Origin of the sequence: Polaromonas sp. UC242_47, from assembly GCF_044452385.1 — a bacterium.
Classification (GTDB): Bacteria; Pseudomonadota; Gammaproteobacteria; order Burkholderiales; family Burkholderiaceae_C; genus Polaromonas.
This window is the reverse complement of the sequence record NZ_JBIOAO010000003.1, coordinates 262,842-278,742: the sequence shown is the minus strand read 5'-3', so window position 1 is coordinate 278,742 and position 15,901 is coordinate 262,842. Positions and strand designations below refer to the sequence as shown.

The 15,901-nt window shown below is 63.2% G+C and carries 15 protein-coding genes; 5 read left to right on the top strand and 10 right to left on the bottom strand.

Annotated features, from left to right (window positions below; all coding sequences use genetic code 11):
* The 3 genes from ACHMXK_RS22990 to ACHMXK_RS22980 all read right to left on the bottom strand — a co-directional run bounded on the left by ACHMXK_RS22990 (position 1) and on the right by ACHMXK_RS22980 (position 2,676).
* The gene (locus ACHMXK_RS22990; RefSeq protein WP_397443020.1) at positions 1-1,281 is read right to left on the bottom strand and encodes a TRAP transporter large permease subunit; all 1,281 of its coding nucleotides are present in this window, start codon (positions 1,279-1,281) and stop codon (positions 1-3) included.
* A gap of 69 nt (positions 1,282-1,350) precedes the next feature.
* Positions 1,351-1,887 (bottom strand): TRAP transporter small permease, encoded by a 537-nt coding sequence (locus ACHMXK_RS22985; RefSeq protein WP_397443019.1) that lies wholly within the window; start codon positions 1,885-1,887, stop codon positions 1,351-1,353.
* 105 nt (positions 1,888-1,992) lie between these two features.
* On the bottom strand, positions 1,993-2,676 hold the full coding sequence (locus tag ACHMXK_RS22980; protein WP_397443017.1) for a TetR/AcrR family transcriptional regulator: 684 nt from the start codon (positions 2,674-2,676) through the stop codon (positions 1,993-1,995).
* A 369-nt stretch (positions 2,677-3,045) separates the two neighbouring features.
* On the opposite strand from ACHMXK_RS22980, the gene ACHMXK_RS22975 reads away from it, so the two are divergent.
* Positions 3,046-3,351, top strand: a complete 306-nt coding sequence (locus ACHMXK_RS22975; RefSeq protein WP_397443015.1) for a hypothetical protein — start codon at positions 3,046-3,048, stop codon at positions 3,349-3,351.
* Between the two features lie 104 nt (positions 3,352-3,455).
* Here the strand turns inward: ACHMXK_RS22975 and ACHMXK_RS22970 are convergent, their stop codons facing one another.
* From ACHMXK_RS22970 to ACHMXK_RS22955, 4 genes are all read right to left on the bottom strand, one after another.
* On the bottom strand, positions 3,456-4,448 hold the full coding sequence (locus tag ACHMXK_RS22970) for a Bug family tripartite tricarboxylate transporter substrate binding protein (protein WP_397443114.1): 993 nt from the start codon (positions 4,446-4,448) through the stop codon (positions 3,456-3,458).
* Between the two features lie 5 nt (positions 4,449-4,453).
* Positions 4,454-5,677: a CaiB/BaiF CoA transferase family protein gene (locus ACHMXK_RS22965; protein ID WP_397443014.1), complete on the bottom strand. Its 1,224-nt coding sequence runs from the start codon at positions 5,675-5,677 to the stop codon at positions 4,454-4,456.
* A 115-nt stretch (positions 5,678-5,792) separates the two neighbouring features.
* Complete coding sequence (locus ACHMXK_RS22960; protein WP_397443013.1) at positions 5,793-6,767, bottom strand: Bug family tripartite tricarboxylate transporter substrate binding protein; 975 nt, start codon at positions 6,765-6,767, stop codon at positions 5,793-5,795.
* Between the two features lie 129 nt (positions 6,768-6,896).
* A complete protein-coding gene (locus ACHMXK_RS22955; RefSeq protein ID WP_397443012.1) occupies positions 6,897-7,838 on the bottom strand; it encodes a hydroxymethylglutaryl-CoA lyase in 942 nt (313 codons plus the stop codon).
* 101 nt (positions 7,839-7,939) lie between these two features.
* Between ACHMXK_RS22955 and ACHMXK_RS22950 the strand changes: the two genes are divergently transcribed.
* The 4 genes from ACHMXK_RS22950 (at position 7,940) to ACHMXK_RS22935 (ending at position 12,512) form a co-directional block, all read left to right on the top strand.
* On the top strand, positions 7,940-8,668 hold the full coding sequence (locus ACHMXK_RS22950; protein WP_397443011.1) for an IclR family transcriptional regulator: 729 nt from the start codon (positions 7,940-7,942) through the stop codon (positions 8,666-8,668).
* A gap of 76 nt (positions 8,669-8,744) precedes the next feature.
* The gene (locus tag ACHMXK_RS22945) at positions 8,745-9,473 is read left to right on the top strand and encodes a haloacid dehalogenase type II (protein ID WP_397443010.1); all 729 of its coding nucleotides are present in this window, start codon (positions 8,745-8,747) and stop codon (positions 9,471-9,473) included.
* Entirely contained in the window at positions 9,470-10,255 is a 786-nt protein-coding gene (locus ACHMXK_RS22940; RefSeq protein ID WP_397443009.1) for a sulfite exporter TauE/SafE family protein, read from the top strand. Before ACHMXK_RS22945 ends, ACHMXK_RS22940 begins: the two co-directional genes overlap by 4 nt.
* Positions 10,256-10,310: 55 nt before the next feature.
* Positions 10,311-12,512, top strand: coding sequence for a malate synthase G (locus ACHMXK_RS22935; protein WP_397443008.1), 2,202 nt, complete (start codon positions 10,311-10,313; stop codon positions 12,510-12,512).
* Positions 12,513-13,024: 512 nt separating this feature from the next.
* Here the strand turns inward: ACHMXK_RS22935 and ACHMXK_RS22930 are convergent.
* The 3 genes from ACHMXK_RS22930 to ACHMXK_RS22920 are packed head-to-tail and all read right to left on the bottom strand — an operon-like array spanning position 13,025 to position 15,865.
* Positions 13,025-13,882 (bottom strand): ABC transporter permease, encoded by an 858-nt coding sequence (locus ACHMXK_RS22930; protein WP_397443007.1) that lies wholly within the window; start codon positions 13,880-13,882, stop codon positions 13,025-13,027.
* Positions 13,879-14,766 (bottom strand): ABC transporter permease, encoded by an 888-nt coding sequence (locus ACHMXK_RS22925; protein WP_397443006.1) that lies wholly within the window; start codon positions 14,764-14,766, stop codon positions 13,879-13,881. The genes ACHMXK_RS22930 and ACHMXK_RS22925 overlap by 4 nt, the downstream gene beginning before the upstream one ends.
* 1 nt (position 14,767) lies before the next feature.
* Complete coding sequence (locus tag ACHMXK_RS22920) at positions 14,768-15,865, bottom strand: ABC transporter ATP-binding protein (RefSeq protein ID WP_397443005.1); 1,098 nt, start codon at positions 15,863-15,865, stop codon at positions 14,768-14,770.
* Positions 15,866-15,901 lie beyond the last annotated feature (36 nt).

Genomic DNA, 15,901 nt, shown 5'->3' with positions numbered 1-15,901 from the left:
CTAGCCATAAAGCAAACGCGCAGGCCACATCACGATCTGCGGGAATAACACCATCAGGAACATGACCGCAAACTGCACAGCCATGAAAGGCAACACGCCGCGTGTCACCTCGTCCATCTTCATGCGGCCCACACCCGCCACCACGTTGAGCACGGTGCCCACGGGCGGGGTCACCAGCCCGATGGAGTTGTTGATGATGAACAACACGCCGAAATACACCGGGTCAATACCCGCCGCCTTGACCAGAGGCATCAGCACCGGCGTCAGGATCAGGATGGTGGGTGTCATGTCCATCGCGGTTCCGACAACCATGACCAGCACCATGATGGCCATCAGCAGCAAGGTGGGGTTGCCCAGCAGCGGCTCCAGCAGGCTGATGACTTGCGCGGGCAGTTGCGCCACGGTGATGAGCCAGGCCGAAACCATCGCGGCGGCAACCAGGAACATGATGACGGCGGTGGTTTTGGCCGCGGCCAGAAAAACGTCGTACAACTGCTTGATGCTGAGTTCGCGGTAGATGACACCTGCGACGAACAAGGCATACACCGCGGCCACCACAGCGGCTTCGGTCGGCGTGAAGACGCCCATGCGCAGCCCCACCAGAATGATCACCGGCAGCATCAGCGCCCAGCCGGCCTGGCGCATGGCCAGCAGCACTTCGGCGCCCGAACGGCGCGGCGGGGTGGCGATGTGTTCGCGGCGTGTCAGCCACCACCAGGTCAACCACAGGCCCGCGCCCAGCACCAGCCCGGGGAAGATGCCGGCCAGGAACAGCTTGCTGATCGACACATTGGCCGCCACGCCAAAAATCACAAACCCAATGGATGGCGGGATGATGGGCCCGATGACGCCGCAGGCCGCGATCAGGCCGCCGCTGCGCGCCTTGTCATGCCCGGCCTTGACCATCATGGGCAGCAGCAAAGCCGTGAGTGCGGCCGCGTCGGCCACGGCGGACCCCGACAGCGCCGACAGCAGACAGGCGGCAATGATGGTCACGTAACCGAGGCCGCCCTTGATGTGGCCGACCAGGGCCATGGCAAAGTCGACAATGCGCCGCGACAGGCCGCCGGTGTTCATCACCTCGCCCGCCAGCATGAAAAAGGGCACGGCCAGCAGTGGAAAACTGTCGGCACCGTTGATGACGTTTTGCGCCAGGATCTGCGCATCAAACATGTCCATGTGCCACATCAGGGCGGCACCACACAGCAAGAGGGAAAAGGCAATCGGCACGCCCAGGGCCATGGCGGCCAGCAGGGAACCGAGAAAAACAGCAATGGTCATGACGATGCTTTAGTCAGTTGGGGACAGAGCTGGCTCACTGCGTGTAGCTGCGGTCTGTCCCGCAAAGGTTCACAAGGGTTTGGGCAGGTCGAGAGGCTCTTCTTCGGACTCGCGTATGCCTATCAGCTCGGCCTCCGACAGCTGGCCGGACAGCAACCGCCAGAGTTGGTTGAGCAGGATCACAGCGCCCGAAACGGCAAACACCAGGCCGCAGCCGTAAAAGAGGGCCATGGAGGTTTCCATCGCCGCGCTGGTGGAGTCCCAGTTGATCTTGACCTGCTCCAGCGAACCCTGAAACAGCAACCAGCAGATGTAGAGCATCAGCAAATGGCCGATGAACAGACAGGTTTTTTTGCCTCGCAGCGGCAGACGCGAGACCAGGCTGTCGGTGCCCAGGTGCGCGCCATCGTTCATCGCCACAATGCCGCCCAGAAAGGTCAGCCAGACGAAGAGCCAGCGCGACAACTCTTCCGAAACGGCGATGCCGGAGTTCATGGCGTAACGCAAGACCACATTGGTAAACACCAGCACCACCATGAGCGCCAGACAGGCCACGATCAGCCACGAGAGGGCCTGGCAATAACGGTTTATCAGTTTCTGGATCACGCTTTGTCTCCTGCCTGGGTTGCATCCAATAATGTACGAACTAGTTAGTTTTTACAAATCAGTGATTACCCCATGCCGCCGACCGGCGGCGGCGACAGGCGCCGTTCAGACCCGCACGAAACGCACAAGCATCTCCACGATGTTCTGGCGCCGGACGGCCAGGGCCTCGGGCGACTGGCCGTCACGCTTGAAGATCAGGCCAAAGGTGTGCTGGTTGGACACATTGAAGAAGGTCAGCGCCGAGATGGAGGCATGGATGTCGATAGCGTCCAGGCCGGGCCGGAACACCCCCGAAGCCACACCACGGTCATAAAGCTGGCGTATGGCCTGGATGGCCGGCACGTTGAGCGCTTCGATAACTTCGCTTTGCGCCAGGTAAACGCCGCGCTCCATGTTTTCGTTCATCACCAGCCGGATGTAGTCCTGGTTGTCATGGTGATGGTCGAAGGTGAAACCCACGAGGCGACGCAAGGCGTCCTCAGGCGGCAGGTCTTCAAGGTGCAGCTCGGCCTCGATGGTCCGCATGCGGCGGTAGGCTTCCTCCAGCACCGCGATGTACAGGCCTTCCTTGCTGCCGAAGTAGTAATAAATCATGCGCTTGCTGGTGCGCGTGGCGGCCGCGATCTCGTCGATGCGTGCGCCGCTGAGGCCCTTGCTGGCGAACTCCGTGGTCGCCACCTCGAGAATCCCGGCCATGGTCCGCACCGGGTCGTTGGTGCGGGTGGTTTCCCGCGACGACACCTTGGCCGCCGGTTTCACCGGGCGCGTGGAATGTACTGACTGGTCCATTTCGGCAGTATAGGGGCGGCCGGCGACACGGCGTGCGCTGATGGCAGAAAGCGCATGGGCAGGAAAAGCAAAGCGTTGTGCCCACGCGGTGTCCGGCCATGCGCCTACAGCCGGCCACCTCGCTGCCGCTTACAACTGGACAGGCAAGTGCAAAGAGGTTTCCAGATCAGCCGTTCCGGAGACATCCAAGCGCACCGATGCCAAAAAATGCGCGGAAGCAGCCGTCCATCGGCTGTTCCGGCTACGGAGAAGCGGGGTTACGTGCGCCATTGAACGCAACCGTACGCACATACAGCGTATTTTTTATACCCCCAACGGCGGCCGGCCTGTGCAGACAGGTGGTTGTCGTCCACTATCCAAAGGATTTTTATGAACTACCCCCTCATTTTTTCAGCCACACTGATGGCTATCGCCTTGAGCGCTTGTGATCGCCCGGCCGCTGTGGTGACACCCCCCACCGTGGTGAACGTCCCGGTGCCAGGCCCTGCCGGCCCGACAGGCGCAACCGGGTCCACAGGATCGACGGGCTCCACGGGTTCGACCGGTTACACCGGCGCGACCGGAGATACCGGCGCCACCGGCAGCACGGGTAATACCGGCAATACCGGGGCGCAAGGCCAGACCGGTAAAAGCGGCGAAACCCTGGTCATCGTTCCGGCCACACCCTCGCGCTAAGTTCCCAGCACTGTCCTGAACCATGAAGGCCCGATGGCCGCCATGTGTTGAAAAAAGCCCCGCTCCCGGTGTCATCCAGGGCGGGGCTTTTGCGTGGGCGGCGCTTACTCCAGCTTGATGCCTGCGTCGCGGATCAGTTTGCCCCATTCGGCTTGTTCCGCTTTCAGGTACTTGGCCACTTGCGCGGGATCACCACTCAGGGGTGCGCTGCCTTCCGCCGCGAGTTGGGCGATCATGGTCGGATGGGTCAGGGCTTTGGCCACGGCCGCATTCAGCCGTTTGATCACCTCGGCCGGCGTGCCGGCCGGCGCCACGATGACTTTCCAGTCCACCGCTTCAAAATCCTTGTAGCCGGACTCGGCGACGGTCGGCACCTCGGGCAGGATGGCCAGGCGTTTGGTCGAGGTCACGGCCAGCGCGCGTAACTTGTTGCCCTTGACCATGCCGATCACGGCTTGCGGCGTGGCGAACATGTAGTCGGTCTGGCCGCCCAGCAGGTCGGTGATGGCCGGCGCCGCGCCTTTGTAAGGCACGTTCAAGACCTTGATGCCGGTGCGGCGCGCCAGCATTTCGCCGGCCAGATGCCCGACCGTGCCGGTGCCGGCCAGCGCCTGCTTGACCTCGCCGGGTTTGGCCTTCGCCGCCTTGATCGCATCGCCCAGTGTTTTCCACGGCGAATCGGCGCGCACCACCATCACGGTCGGCAGTTCGGCCACCAGGGCCACGGGCGCGAAATCCCTGGCCGGGTCAAACGGCATGCTGGGCAACAAGGCCGGGTTGATGGCCAGATTGGCGGTTTGCCCCATGCCTATGGTGTAGCCGTCGGCCTTGGATTTGGCCACCATGTCCAGGCCGATGTTGCCCCCGCCACCAGCCTTGTTGTCAATCAGAAAAGTCCACTGCGTGTCTTGCGTGATGGTGTTGGCGATGTGGCGCGTGACCGTGTCGGTGCCGCCGCCCGGGGTGTAAGGCACGACAAAACGGATGGGTTTGTCGGGCCAGGCGGTCTGCGCCAGGACCGGCAAGCCGGCGATGCCGACGGCGCTGGCCAGCAGCAGTGTGCGGGTGATGCGGGCAAAACGTGAGGGGCGGGTCATGGCGGTCATGGGGTTTCTCCGAAAGTGATGTTGTGTGCTTTGAGGCGGGCGATGTCGGCTGCGCTGTAGCCGACCTCTTCCAGCAGCGCCTGGCTGTGTTGCCCCAGCGTCGGGGGTTGGAGCCGGATTTGCGGACGTTCTCCGTCCATCGTGAAAGGCATCAGCGGCACCTTGGCGGTGCTGCCGTCGTTCATGCGAATCGGCGCCAGACCGCCGGTGGCATTCAGGTGCGGGTCGTCGAACAAATCCTGCGGCTTGGTGATGGGTGCAAACGGCAATTCGTTTTGCTCAAACACGGCGCTGAGCTCGGCCGCGCTGTAACCCGCCAGGTGGGAGCGCAACATCGGCATCATCCAGTCGCGCGCCAGCACCCGGTCGTTGTTGGTTTTCAGGCGCGGATCGGCCAGCAACGCTTCCAGGCCAAAAGCCTTGCAGAAAATCAGCCACTGCTTGTCGCTCACGGCGGCCAGGAAAATCTGCTCGCCGTCCTTGACGGTGAACACGTCGTACACCGCCCAGGCCGAGATGCGGCTGGGCATGGGGTCAGCGGCCTTGCCGGTGGCGGCAAACTGCATCATGTGTTGCGCCACCAGAAAAACATTGTTTTCAAACAGCGCCGATTGCACTTCCTGCCCCCGGCCGGTTTTCTCGCGTGCGGCCAGCGCGGCCATGGCGCCAATCGCGCCGAACATGCCGCCCATGATGTCGTTGACGCTGCTGCCGGCACGCAAGGGATCCCCCACACGCCCCGTCATGTAAGCCAGGCCACCCATCATCTGCACCACCTCGTCCAGCGCCGTGCGGTGGTCGTAGGGGCCGGGCAGAAAACCCTTGTGGCTCACGTAGATCAGGCGCGGATTCAGCTTTTTCAGGGTGTCGTAATCCAGGCCCAGCTTTTTCATGGTGCCTGGCTTGAAGTTTTCGCTGACGATGTCGGCGGTGGCAATCAGGCGCAGCGCGGCCTCCACACCTTCGGGGTTTTTCAGATCAAGCGCGATGCTTTTTTTGTTGCGGTTGAAGGTCGGAAAAAATCCCGAGCCCGAGCCCAGCAGGCGTCGCGTGTTGTCGCCCTCTATGGGTTCGACCTTGATGACCTCGGCGCCCAGATCGGCCAGCAACAGGCCGCAGGTCGGGCCCATGACCATGTGGGTGAATTCGACGACACGGATGCCGGCATACGGCAGGGTGGCCGGGTTGGTCAGAGGAGGGTCAGTGTCTTGGGTGGTCATGGCAGTCATTCAAATCAAAATTCCCGACAGGCGCCTTCGAGCTGTCGCCGGTCGTCACCGAGACAAGGGATTCAAGTTGCTTGAACTGGTCCACGGTGCGCCCGTCGCTGGCGGATCAATCGAGGGAGATCTGCGCATCGCGAATAACGCGCCCCCATTTGTCGGTGTCGCGTTTCGTCCAGGCCTGCACCTCCTCGGGCGTGCTGCCAAGCAACTCGACACCATGGGGTTCGATTTTTGCCTGCAGTGCAGGATCCTGCAGCACCTTTCGCAAGGCGGCGTTCAGGCGCGCCACCACCGGCGTGGGTGTGGCCAATGGGGCATACAGGGCGTACCAGGTGGTGTAGTCGAAGCCGGGCAGCGTGGCCGATAGCAGGGGCAGGGATCGGGTGGCGGCCGAGGTGCTGGCGGCGGTCGCGCCGATGACGCGTACGTAACCCTTGTCCACCACCCCCTGCAAAGACGGCAGGCTGCTGAACATGGCACTGACCTGACCGGACACCAGGTCGCCGACGGCGGCGGAACTGCCCTTGTAGGGAACATGCAGCACGTCGGTTTTGGACAATACCTTGAACATTTCCATTCCCAGGTGCGCCGTTCCGCCGGTGCCCGCAGACGCAAAGCTCACTTTGCCTGGATTGGCCTTGGCGTAGTCCACCAGTTCCCGCACCGTCTTGACCGGCAGCTTGGCCGACACCACCAGCACATGTGCGCTGGTGGAGACCATGCTGACCGGCCGCAATTTGGCCAGCATGTCGGCCCCGCCATTTTTGCTGAGCAGGGGCTGCAGCACCACATTGCCCAAGGCGGGCATCAACAAGGTATGCCCATCGGGTTCGACACGCGCGACCGCGGTCAGTGCGGGCATACCCATGGCACCGCCCTGGTTCTCGATGACCACAGGCTGCTTGAGTTCAACAGCCAGCCGCTGAGCGATTTCCCGGGCGACCACATCGGCCGGTCCGCCCGCGGCGTAGGGCACCACCAGTTTGACCGGCTTGCTGGGCCAGGGCGCTTGCGCGAGGGCTGCGGTTGAGATGGCCAAGGCGGCGCAGGCGAATAAAAGGCCGGTACGGCGCTGGAAAATCATGCGTTGTCTCCTGAAGAAGCGAGGTTGGTCAATTCGAAAAAGGTGATCCGGCCGGCGGGATGGCGTGGTGGCCGGAAAGCGCCTCGATGTCTGCCGCGGAATGCGCAATGCTTTTTGGGGTTCGCTGGTTCAGACATGAGCGCCTCCCTGCACAAAGCCTTTGGGCAAGCCCGCCTCCGGTGTCATGCCGTAAATCGGCTCGCCCGGCAGACCGGCCTGCAGCGGCGCACGGGCGGCCAGCAACTGGCCGAGATCAACACCGGTGGACACGCCCATGGCTTCGAACATAAACACCAGGTCTTCGGTCACCACATTGCCGGACGCACCGGGCGCATAAGGGCAGCCGCCCAGGCCGCCGAGTGAGGCATCAAAGGTGCGCACCCCTTCGTCGTAAGCCGCCAGGCAGTTGGCCAGGCCCAGGCCGCGCGTGTTGTGCATGTGGGCGGCGCCGGCGTGCTCACCTATCTCGGCGCGCAGACGCCGGAACAACCGGCGCACCTGCGCCGGATTCGCATAACCGACGGTGTCGGACAGGCCCGATTCGTCGGCGCCGGCGGCAATACATTGGGCCGCCAGCCAGATCACCTCGTCCTCCGGCACCAGCCCCTGCAAGGTGCAGCCAAAGGCGGTGGAGATGCCGGCTTCCAGCCTGACCTGCGGCGCGATGGCGCGGCGCAGATCGGAGATCGCACGCACCTCCGCTATCATTTCTTCGCGTGTCTTGCGCACATTGGCCAGCGAATGTGCGGCGCTGGCCGACACCGGCATCGTGAGCTTGTGCACACCGGCGGCCAGCGCGGCTTCGGCGCCCCGGCGATTCGGCACCAGCGCCATCACGGTCAGGCCGGGCAGGCTCAGCGCGTGTGCCACCACCTCGGCGGCGTCGGCCATCTGCGGCAGGTGTTTGGCCGGCACAAAGGAGCAGACCTCGATTTCACGCAGGCCGGCGGCGTAGAGGGCGGTGATCCAGCGCAGCTTGTCGGCGGTGGCCATGGTGCGCGCGACACTTTGCAGGCCGTCGCGCGGGCCGACTTCGCTGATCAGCACAGAGGATTCAGGATGGGTTGGCATGGTTTTCAGTATTCTGTAAGATAGAACAATATTCTTTCTAATGAAATATTGAAGCAGCTGGCCGCCGCTGTCAAGCGGCAAGCTGCTCAGGAGTTGAAGTGATGCCGCGCAAAGCCCAGACCGAATCCGTCGCCGATGCCCATGCCGCCCCCGGCGGTGCCGCCGCCGTGGACCGCGCCCTCACCTTGTTGTCGGCGTTCAAGGCCGGCGACACCTCGCTGGGCCTGATCGAGCTGGCGCAACGCACGCAGCTCTACAAAAGCACGGTCTTGCGCCTGCTGGCCTCGCTGGAACATGCGCACTTGATCCAGAAACTCGACGACGGCCGTTATGCGCTGGGTGCCGAAGTGGCGCGGCTGCACGGCGTTTATGCCGCCTCGTTTTCGCTGGACAAGGTGGTGTTGCCGGTGTTGCGCCAACTGGTCGCGATCACCGGTGAAAGTGCGGCCTACCATGTGCGCCAGGGCGAGGCCCGTTTGTGCCTGTACCGCGTGGACTCGCCGCACCCTATCCGCGACCACATCAAGGCCGGCGACGTGTTGCCGGCCGATCGCGGCACAGGCGCTCGTATTTTGATAGCATTTGACGCCCAGCAGACAAGGGCCAGAGCCCCAAAAGACCGTCAACTTTACGCAAAAATCCGGGAACAGGGGTATTACACGGCGGTCGGCGACCGCCTGGCCGAAGTTGCCGGCATTTCCGCGCCGGTGTTCAAGGCCGACGGCAGCTTGGCCGGCGCCTTGACCCTGACCATGCCGGTCTCCCGTTACGACCAGACCTACGTCAAACCGGTGCTGGAATGCGCACGCAAACTCAGCAGCCTGCTTTGATTGCATTCATTTAGGTCATGGATAAACGGATTTTTTGATCATTAATAAGCGCTTGAGTATCAAATAAAGTAGAGGGATGGAAAAACCCAAAGCCGGGCCTATGGCGCCACGGGCTGTTTTATTTGATGCTTACGGTACGCTGTTCGATGTGTACAGCGTGGGCCTGCTGGCGGAGCAGTTGTTTCCCGGCCAGGGCCAGGCGCTGGGCCTGCTCTGGCGCGACAAACAGATCGAGTACACCCGGCTGGTCACCACCAGCAATCACGGCGAGCACTACCAGCCCTTCTGGGACCTGACCCGCGCCGGCCTGCGTTATGCCTGCAAACGCCTGGGCCTGGACTTGGACGCTGGCAACGAAGAGCGGCTGATGAACCAGTACCGCCACCTGTCGGCCTTTCCCGAAACCCGCGAGGTCTTGCAGGCGCTAAAAAGCCGCGGCATCGTCACCGGCATCTTGTCCAATGGCGACACCGGCATGCTGGACATCGCCGTGCGCTCCGCCGGTCTGGAAGGCCTGCTCGACCATGTGCTCAGTGTAGATAGCATTCGCAAATACAAAACCCACCCCGACGCCTACGCCCTGGGATCGCAGGCCACCGGCCTGGCCGCCCGGCAGATCGCCTTTGTCAGCTGCAACAGCTGGGACGCGTTGGCCGCGACCTGGTACGGCTACCAGACCTTGTGGGTCAACCGGTATGCCCTGCCTTTTGAAGAGCTGGGCACGCAACCCACACACACCGGCCACAGCCTGCGCGACGTACTGGCCTTGCCGGGTCTGGCGCCCCTGCCGGGAGCCGCCGCATGACACCCATAGACATCATCCTGATAGGCGCTGGCGGCTTTGCCGCGGGCGCGGTCAACGCCATTGCTGGCGGCGGCACCTTTTTCTCGTTTCCAGCCATGCTGGCCGTGGGCCTGCCCCCGGTGGCGGCCAACGCCAGCAACTCGGTCGCCCTGTGGCCGGGCAGCCTGAGCAGCGCCTGGGCCTACCGGCTCGAGCTGTCGCGCTACAAGCGCTATCTGCTGCCCATGGGCCTGGCCTCACTGCTGGGCGGCGCCGCCGGCGGCATGCTGCTGCTGGCCGCCGGTGACGCGCGCTTTGCCGCGCTGATTCCCTGGCTGCTGGCCTTTGCCACGCTGCTGTTTGCCTTCAGTCCGCAGTTGTCGGCCGCCCTGAAGCGGGTGCGCCCGGCAGCGAAAAAAATCGCCCAGACGCAGCACGACGCCGGCTCGCCCATAGGCTGGGCGGTGCAGTTGCTGGTGTCGATTTACGGCGGCTTTTTTGGCGCCGGCATGGGCATTTTGATGATGGCCAGCCTGGCGATTGGCGGCCATGAAGACGTGCAGCACATCAACGCACTGAAGAACCTGATGTCGGCGCTGATTTACAGCGTCACCGTCATGACCTTTATTGTTGCCGGCGCGGTGAGCTGGCAGCACACGCTGGTGATGCTGCTGACCGCCAGCCTGGGCGGCTATTGGGGCGCCAGCATGGCGCGAAAAATCCAGGGCTCGTGGCTGCGCCGCATGGTGATTGCCGTGGGCGGCGCACTCACGCTTTACTATTTTTACCAGTCGCTGGGCTGAACCCAGGCGTGCGCTTTTTAAGCGCTTTCATTTCTATTTTCAAAAGGAGTCTTCCATGACCAGCCCGACCCAACGCACCACCCGCCACCACCTCCAGGTGGCCACCAATCTCTACCGTTTTGTGGAAGACCAGGTGCTGCCCGGCACCGGTGTGGCCAGCGACACCTTCTGGGCCGGCTTTGACGCCATCGTGGCCGATCTGGCACCGAAAAACATCGCTTTGCTGGCCGAACGCGACCGCCTGCAGACCGAGATGGACAACTGGCACAAGGCCCACCCCGGCGCCATCCAGGACATGCCGGCTTACCGCGCCTTCCTGGAAAAAATCGGCTACCTGGTGCCGGTGCCGGCCAAGGTGCAAGCCACCACCACCAATGTCGATGCCGAGCTGGCCCTGCAGGCCGGCCCGCAACTGGTGGTGCCGGTGCTCAACGCGCGTTACGCGCTCAATGCCGCCAACGCACGCTGGGGCTCGTTGTATGACGCCTTGTACGGCACGGACGCGATTGCCGAAACCGGCGGCGCCGAAAAAGGCAAAGGCTACAACCCGGTGCGCGGCGCCAAGGTCATCGCTTTTGCGCGCCAGGTGCTGGACCAGGCCGTGCCGCTGGCCAGTGGCTCACACACCGACGCCACCTTGTACAGCGTCGACAACGGCCAGCTGACCGTGACCACGACCGCCGGCAAGACCGGCCTGGCCAATCCCGCGCAATTTGTCGGTTACCAGGGTGAGGCCAGCGCGCCTTCGTCGGTGCTGCTGACCCACCACGGCCTGCACCTGGACATCCAGATCGACCGCAACACCGCCATCGGCAAAACCGACGCGGCCGGCGTGAGCGATCTGGTGCTGGAAGCCGCGCTCTCCACCATCCTGGACCTGGAAGACTCGGTGGCCGTGGTCGATGCCGACGACAAGGTGCTGGCCTACAGCAACTGGCTGGGCATTTTGCAGGGCACCTTGACAGAAAACGTCACCAAGGGTGGCAAGACCTTTGTGCGGGGCCTGAACCTCGACCGCGTGTACACCGGCGCCGATGGCCAGCCCGTCAAGCTGCATGGCCGCTCCTTGATGTTTCTGCGCAATGTCGGCCACCTGATGACGAATCCGGCCATCCTCTACGCGGACGGAAAGGAAATTCCCGAAGGTATTCTGGACGCGGTGGTGACCGTGGCGATTGCCATGCACGACCTGCAACGCCGTGGCAAGGAAGCCATCGTCAACTCGCGCACCGGCTCGATCTACATCGTCAAACCCAAGATGCATGGTCCGCAGGAAGTGGCGTTTGCGTCGGAACTGTTTGGCCGCGTGGAAAACCTGCTGGGCCTGCCGGCCAACACCGTCAAGCTGGGCATCATGGACGAGGAGCGCCGCACCAGCGTCAACCTCCAGGCCTGTATTGCCGAAGCCGCCGCCCGTGTGGCTTTTATCAACACCGGTTTCCTGGACCGCACCGGCGACGAGATGCATACCGCCATGTACGCCGGCCCCATGATCCGCAAGGGCGACATGAAAGCCAGCGCCTGGATTGCTGCGTATGAAAAAAGCAATGTGCTGGTCGGCCTGTCCAGCGGCCTGCGCGGCAAGGCGCAAATCGGCAAGGGCATGTGGGCCATGCCGGACCTGATGGCCGCCATGCTGGAACAAAAAATCGCGCATCCCAAAGCCGGCGCCAACACCGCCTGGGTGCCCTCGCCCACCGCCGCCACCCTGCACGCCTTGCACTACCTGCAGGTCAGCGTCAGCGACGTGCAACAGGTGCTGGAAAAAATCGACGCCCATGCCGAACACGACAAGTTGCTCAACGCGCTGCTGGAAGTGCCGGTGGCGAAAAACACCAACTGGTCGGCCGCGGAAAAACAGCAGGAGCTGGACAACAACGCCCAAGGCATTCTGGGTTACGTGGTGCGCTGGATAGATCAGGGTGTGGGCTGCTCCAAGGTGCCCGACATCCACAACGTCGGCCTGATGGAAGACCGCGCCACCCTGCGCATCTCCAGCCAGCACATCGCCAACTGGTTGTTGCACGGCGTGGTGACCGAAGCTCAAGTCCGCGAAACCTTTGAACGTATGGCTGCCGTGGTTGATGGCCAGAACGCCGGCGACCCGCTGTACAAAAACATGGCCGGCCATTTCGACACCTCGGCGGCCTACAAGGCAGCCTGCGACCTGGTGTTCAAGGGCTTGGTCCAACCCAGCGGCTACACCGAGCCGCTGCTGCATGCCTGGCGCCTTAAAGTGAAAGCAGCAAGCGCCTGAGAGTTGCCATCAATTAGGTAGCTGACTGCAGAAAACCTGCGTCGGTCAAAAGCCATATTGGCTTGAAGATCCGCTAAAGCGGCACCGCCCGCTGTACCGACGGCAGGCTGGCCGTCGCGGCCAACACGGTGGCACCGTCTCGCAAACTCGCGACCGGACTCGACATGAACGAGTTGTGCGGGGACGCAAGGAGCCTGGGTTTCAGTTTCACGCAGGAGGGCGAGTCCAGCGCCCAAGGAGCCGAGGCGCTGGGACAAAACACACATGCCCTGCTCACGGAAATGGGCCTTGAGACGGACGCCGTCGCGGCACTCGGGCGCACCAGCGTGGTAAGGCACACCCGTTTGCCAGCCAGCGACGTCCCCGCAACTCAGCCGCTATCAAATCAATAGCTGGCTGTGCGCATTACACGACGACCACAGGCCAATTTCACTAAAAAAACAGCACGGGAAGCGTCTGCAACCTCTTCCCGTGCCTAATTTCCACCAACGGAAACTGTTTGAAAAACCCGCTCAGGCATTCACCGGGTGTTCCTTGACCCGGCTGACCAGTTGCGTCGGGTTGACGAAGCGCAGTGCGATCAGCAGCCACAACATGGTGATCGCCATGTAGATCATGGCCATGGCGTCCACCGACTGCCCGGCCCGCACGCCCGCCGCAAACACGGCGTAGTACAGCGCCACCACCAGCGTCTGCGTGTCCGGCCCGGCCACCAGGAAGGTCAGCTCGAACATGGCCACGGTGCGTACCAGCACCAGCAAGCCGGCGGCCAGCACGCCGGGTGCCAGCAGCGGCACCAGCGTGTAGATGAACATCTGCCGGGTGTTGGCGCCAAACACACGCGCGGCGGATTCGATGTTGGTGTCTATCTGCTCGACAAAAGGCGTCATGACCAGGATCACAAAGGGCAGCGCCGGGATCATGTTGGCAATGATCACGCCCGGCAGCGTGCCTGCCAGGTGCAGCTGGTACATCACGGTGGCCAGCGGAATGCCGTAGGTGATGGGCGGCACCATCAGCGGCAGCAGGAACAGCAGCATGAGCAGCTTCTTGCCGCGAAAGTCCTTGCGCGCCAGCGTGTAGGCCGCGGGCACACCCAGCAGCAGCGAAAAGAAAACCACGGAGAACACCACCACTACCGTCACCACCAGCACGTGGCCGAGCTGGAACTCTTTCCAGGCCGAGAGATACCAGCCCGTGGTGTAGGCCTCGGGCAGCCAGGTGCCCAGCCAGCGTGTGGCCACGGAGTTGGTGGCGACCGCCACAATCAGCATGCCGACGTTGACGAGGAAAAAGGCAATCACGCCCCAGATCAGCGCGCGCCAGGCACGGTCACGCAAGGCTCCAGCATTCCATGCGTTTGTGCTCATCCCTTGCCTCCGGCGACCGGGCCGCGATAGAACATGGAGCGCAGGCCCAGCGCCGCCACCACAATGACCAGCTGGGCCAGGCCCATGATCATGGCGACGGCCGAGGCCAATGAATAGTCGTACTGCTCAAAGGCGGCTTCATAGGCGGCAATGGCAATCACCCGGGTGGTGCCGGCCGGCGAGCCCAGCAGCACGGCGGAAGGAAAGACCGAGAAAGCCTGCACAAAACTCAGGCAGAAGGCCATCACCAGGCCCGGCGTGAGCAGCGGCAGGTAGATATGACGAAAGCGGTTCCAGCCGTCGGCGCCCAAGGTCGCCGCCGCGCGCGGCAGCGCGGGGTCTATGCCGGTGATATAGGACAGGATCAGCAGGTAGGCAAATGGAAAGCCGGTGATGATCAGTGAAATCAGCACCCCCCAGTAGTTGTGCGTCAGCCGTATCGAGCCCTCGTACACATGCAGCCAGCGCAGACTATGGACCAGCCAGCCTTGCGGGCCGAAATAGGTCAGCATGCCCTCGGCGATCAGCACCGTGCCCAGCGTGAGCGGCACCACCAGCAAGGTGGACAGCAGCCGCTGGTTGGGGCTTTTGCTGCGCGTGGCATAGGCGATCGCCAGCGCGCAAGCCACATTGATCACGGTGGCCGGCAGGGCCAGCTGCATGGTGTTGCCAAGGGTCTTCCAGAGATCCCCGGTCTGGAAGAAGTGGATGTAATTCTGGAAAACACCGCCTTCCGCCGGCCGGAACGACAGCAGCAGCCCGTAGGCGAAGGGGTAGACAAAAAACATCACCATCAAGGCGGCGGCCGGCGCCACCAGCATCACGGCCGGGTCAAACGGCGGACGCGGGTTGATACCGGGCTGGCTGGCAATCACGGCCGTCATCTCAGTCCTCTTTCGCGTAAACCAGCACCCGCTCCGGCGGGGCGTTCAGCATGACGCGGTCGCCCGGCGTGACCCCGGCCGCTGAACGCACATACAGCAGGTCGTCGAATGCCGTCCTGACCTGGAGCAGCCATTCACGCCCGCCGTATTCCGCGGTTTCCACCGTGCCGGCAAAGGCGTTCGGGCCGTCGCCGATAACGATTTCGTCGGGCCTTATCGCCGCCATGGCGGCACCGGGCTGCAAGGCCTGCATGGCTGTGCCCGCCAGGCGCAGGCTGCCCGCACCTTCGACCGTCACATGCGTTCCGTCGGACTGCACGACCTTGACCGGCAACACATTGCGGTAGCCCATGAAACGCGCGATGTCGAGTTTGGCGGGCCGGGCAAACACCTCCTGCGGTGTGCCGATCTGCTGCACCACGCCGAGTTTCATGACCACCACGCGGTCGGCCATGGCCAGCGCCTCGTCCTGGTCATGGGTCACATACACCGTCGAGCAACCCTGTGCCCGGTGAATGCGGCGTATCTCGGAACGCATCTCTATGCGCAGCTTGGCGTCCAGGTTGGACAGCGGCTCATCCATCAGGATCAGCGGCGGCTCTATGACAATCGCGCGCGCAATCGCCACGCGCTGCTGCTGCCCGCCCGACAGTTGCCCCGGCAGCTTGGCCGTATGCGCCTGCAGTTGCACGGTATCCAGCGCGGCGGCTACCCGGCGATCGATTTCGGCCGCTGGAACGCCGCGCATCTTCAGGCCAAAACCCACATTGCGGCTGACCGACAGGTGCGGAAACAGCGCATAGTTCTGGAACACCATGCCGAAGCCGCGCTTTTCAGGCGGCAGCGGGTCTATGCGCTGCTGGTCCAGCCAGATGCTGCCGCTGGTGAGCGGCAACAAACCGGCCATGCAGTTAAGCGCCGTGGACTTGCCGCAGCCCGATGGCCCCAGCAGCGCGATGAACTCCCCGCGCTCTATCGTCAGGGAGAGCTTGTCCAGGGCGTTGGCGCCGCCGAACTGGCGGCTCACCCCGTCCAGGCGCAATTGCCTGAATTCATTTTTTCGCGCGCCATTCGCTGCGGCGTTCTGCTGACCGGCCATCAAAACCCCTTTTGTGGCCCGCCAATGCGGGCGTGT

Coding starts and splice junctions, on each gene's coding strand:
- ACHMXK_RS22965 (WP_397443014.1), bottom strand. CDS start 5,677: ATGACCACCCAAGACACTGACCCTCCTCTGACCAACCCGGCCACCCTG.
- ACHMXK_RS22930 (WP_397443007.1), bottom strand. CDS start 13,882: ATGAGCACAAACGCATGGAATGCTGGAGCCTTGCGTGACCGTGCCTGG.
- ACHMXK_RS22970 (WP_397443114.1), bottom strand. CDS start 4,448: ATGACCCGCCCCTCACGTTTTGCCCGCATCACCCGCACACTGCTGCTG.
- ACHMXK_RS22955 (WP_397443012.1), bottom strand. CDS start 7,838: ATGCCAACCCATCCTGAATCCTCTGTGCTGATCAGCGAAGTCGGCCCG.
- ACHMXK_RS22925 (WP_397443006.1), bottom strand. CDS start 14,766: ATGACGGCCGTGATTGCCAGCCAGCCCGGTATCAACCCGCGTCCGCCG.
- ACHMXK_RS22950 (WP_397443011.1), top strand. CDS start 7,940: ATGCCGCGCAAAGCCCAGACCGAATCCGTCGCCGATGCCCATGCCGCC.
- ACHMXK_RS22940 (WP_397443009.1), top strand. CDS start 9,470: ATGACACCCATAGACATCATCCTGATAGGCGCTGGCGGCTTTGCCGCG.
- ACHMXK_RS22945 (WP_397443010.1), top strand. CDS start 8,745: ATGGAAAAACCCAAAGCCGGGCCTATGGCGCCACGGGCTGTTTTATTT.
- ACHMXK_RS22960 (WP_397443013.1), bottom strand. CDS start 6,767: ATGATTTTCCAGCGCCGTACCGGCCTTTTATTCGCCTGCGCCGCCTTG.
- ACHMXK_RS22920 (WP_397443005.1), bottom strand. CDS start 15,865: ATGGCCGGTCAGCAGAACGCCGCAGCGAATGGCGCGCGAAAAAATGAA.
- ACHMXK_RS22975 (WP_397443015.1), top strand. CDS start 3,046: ATGAACTACCCCCTCATTTTTTCAGCCACACTGATGGCTATCGCCTTG.
- ACHMXK_RS22935 (WP_397443008.1), top strand. CDS start 10,311: ATGACCAGCCCGACCCAACGCACCACCCGCCACCACCTCCAGGTGGCC.
- ACHMXK_RS22980 (WP_397443017.1), bottom strand. CDS start 2,676: ATGGACCAGTCAGTACATTCCACGCGCCCGGTGAAACCGGCGGCCAAG.
- ACHMXK_RS22990 (WP_397443020.1), bottom strand. CDS start 1,281: ATGACCATTGCTGTTTTTCTCGGTTCCCTGCTGGCCGCCATGGCCCTG.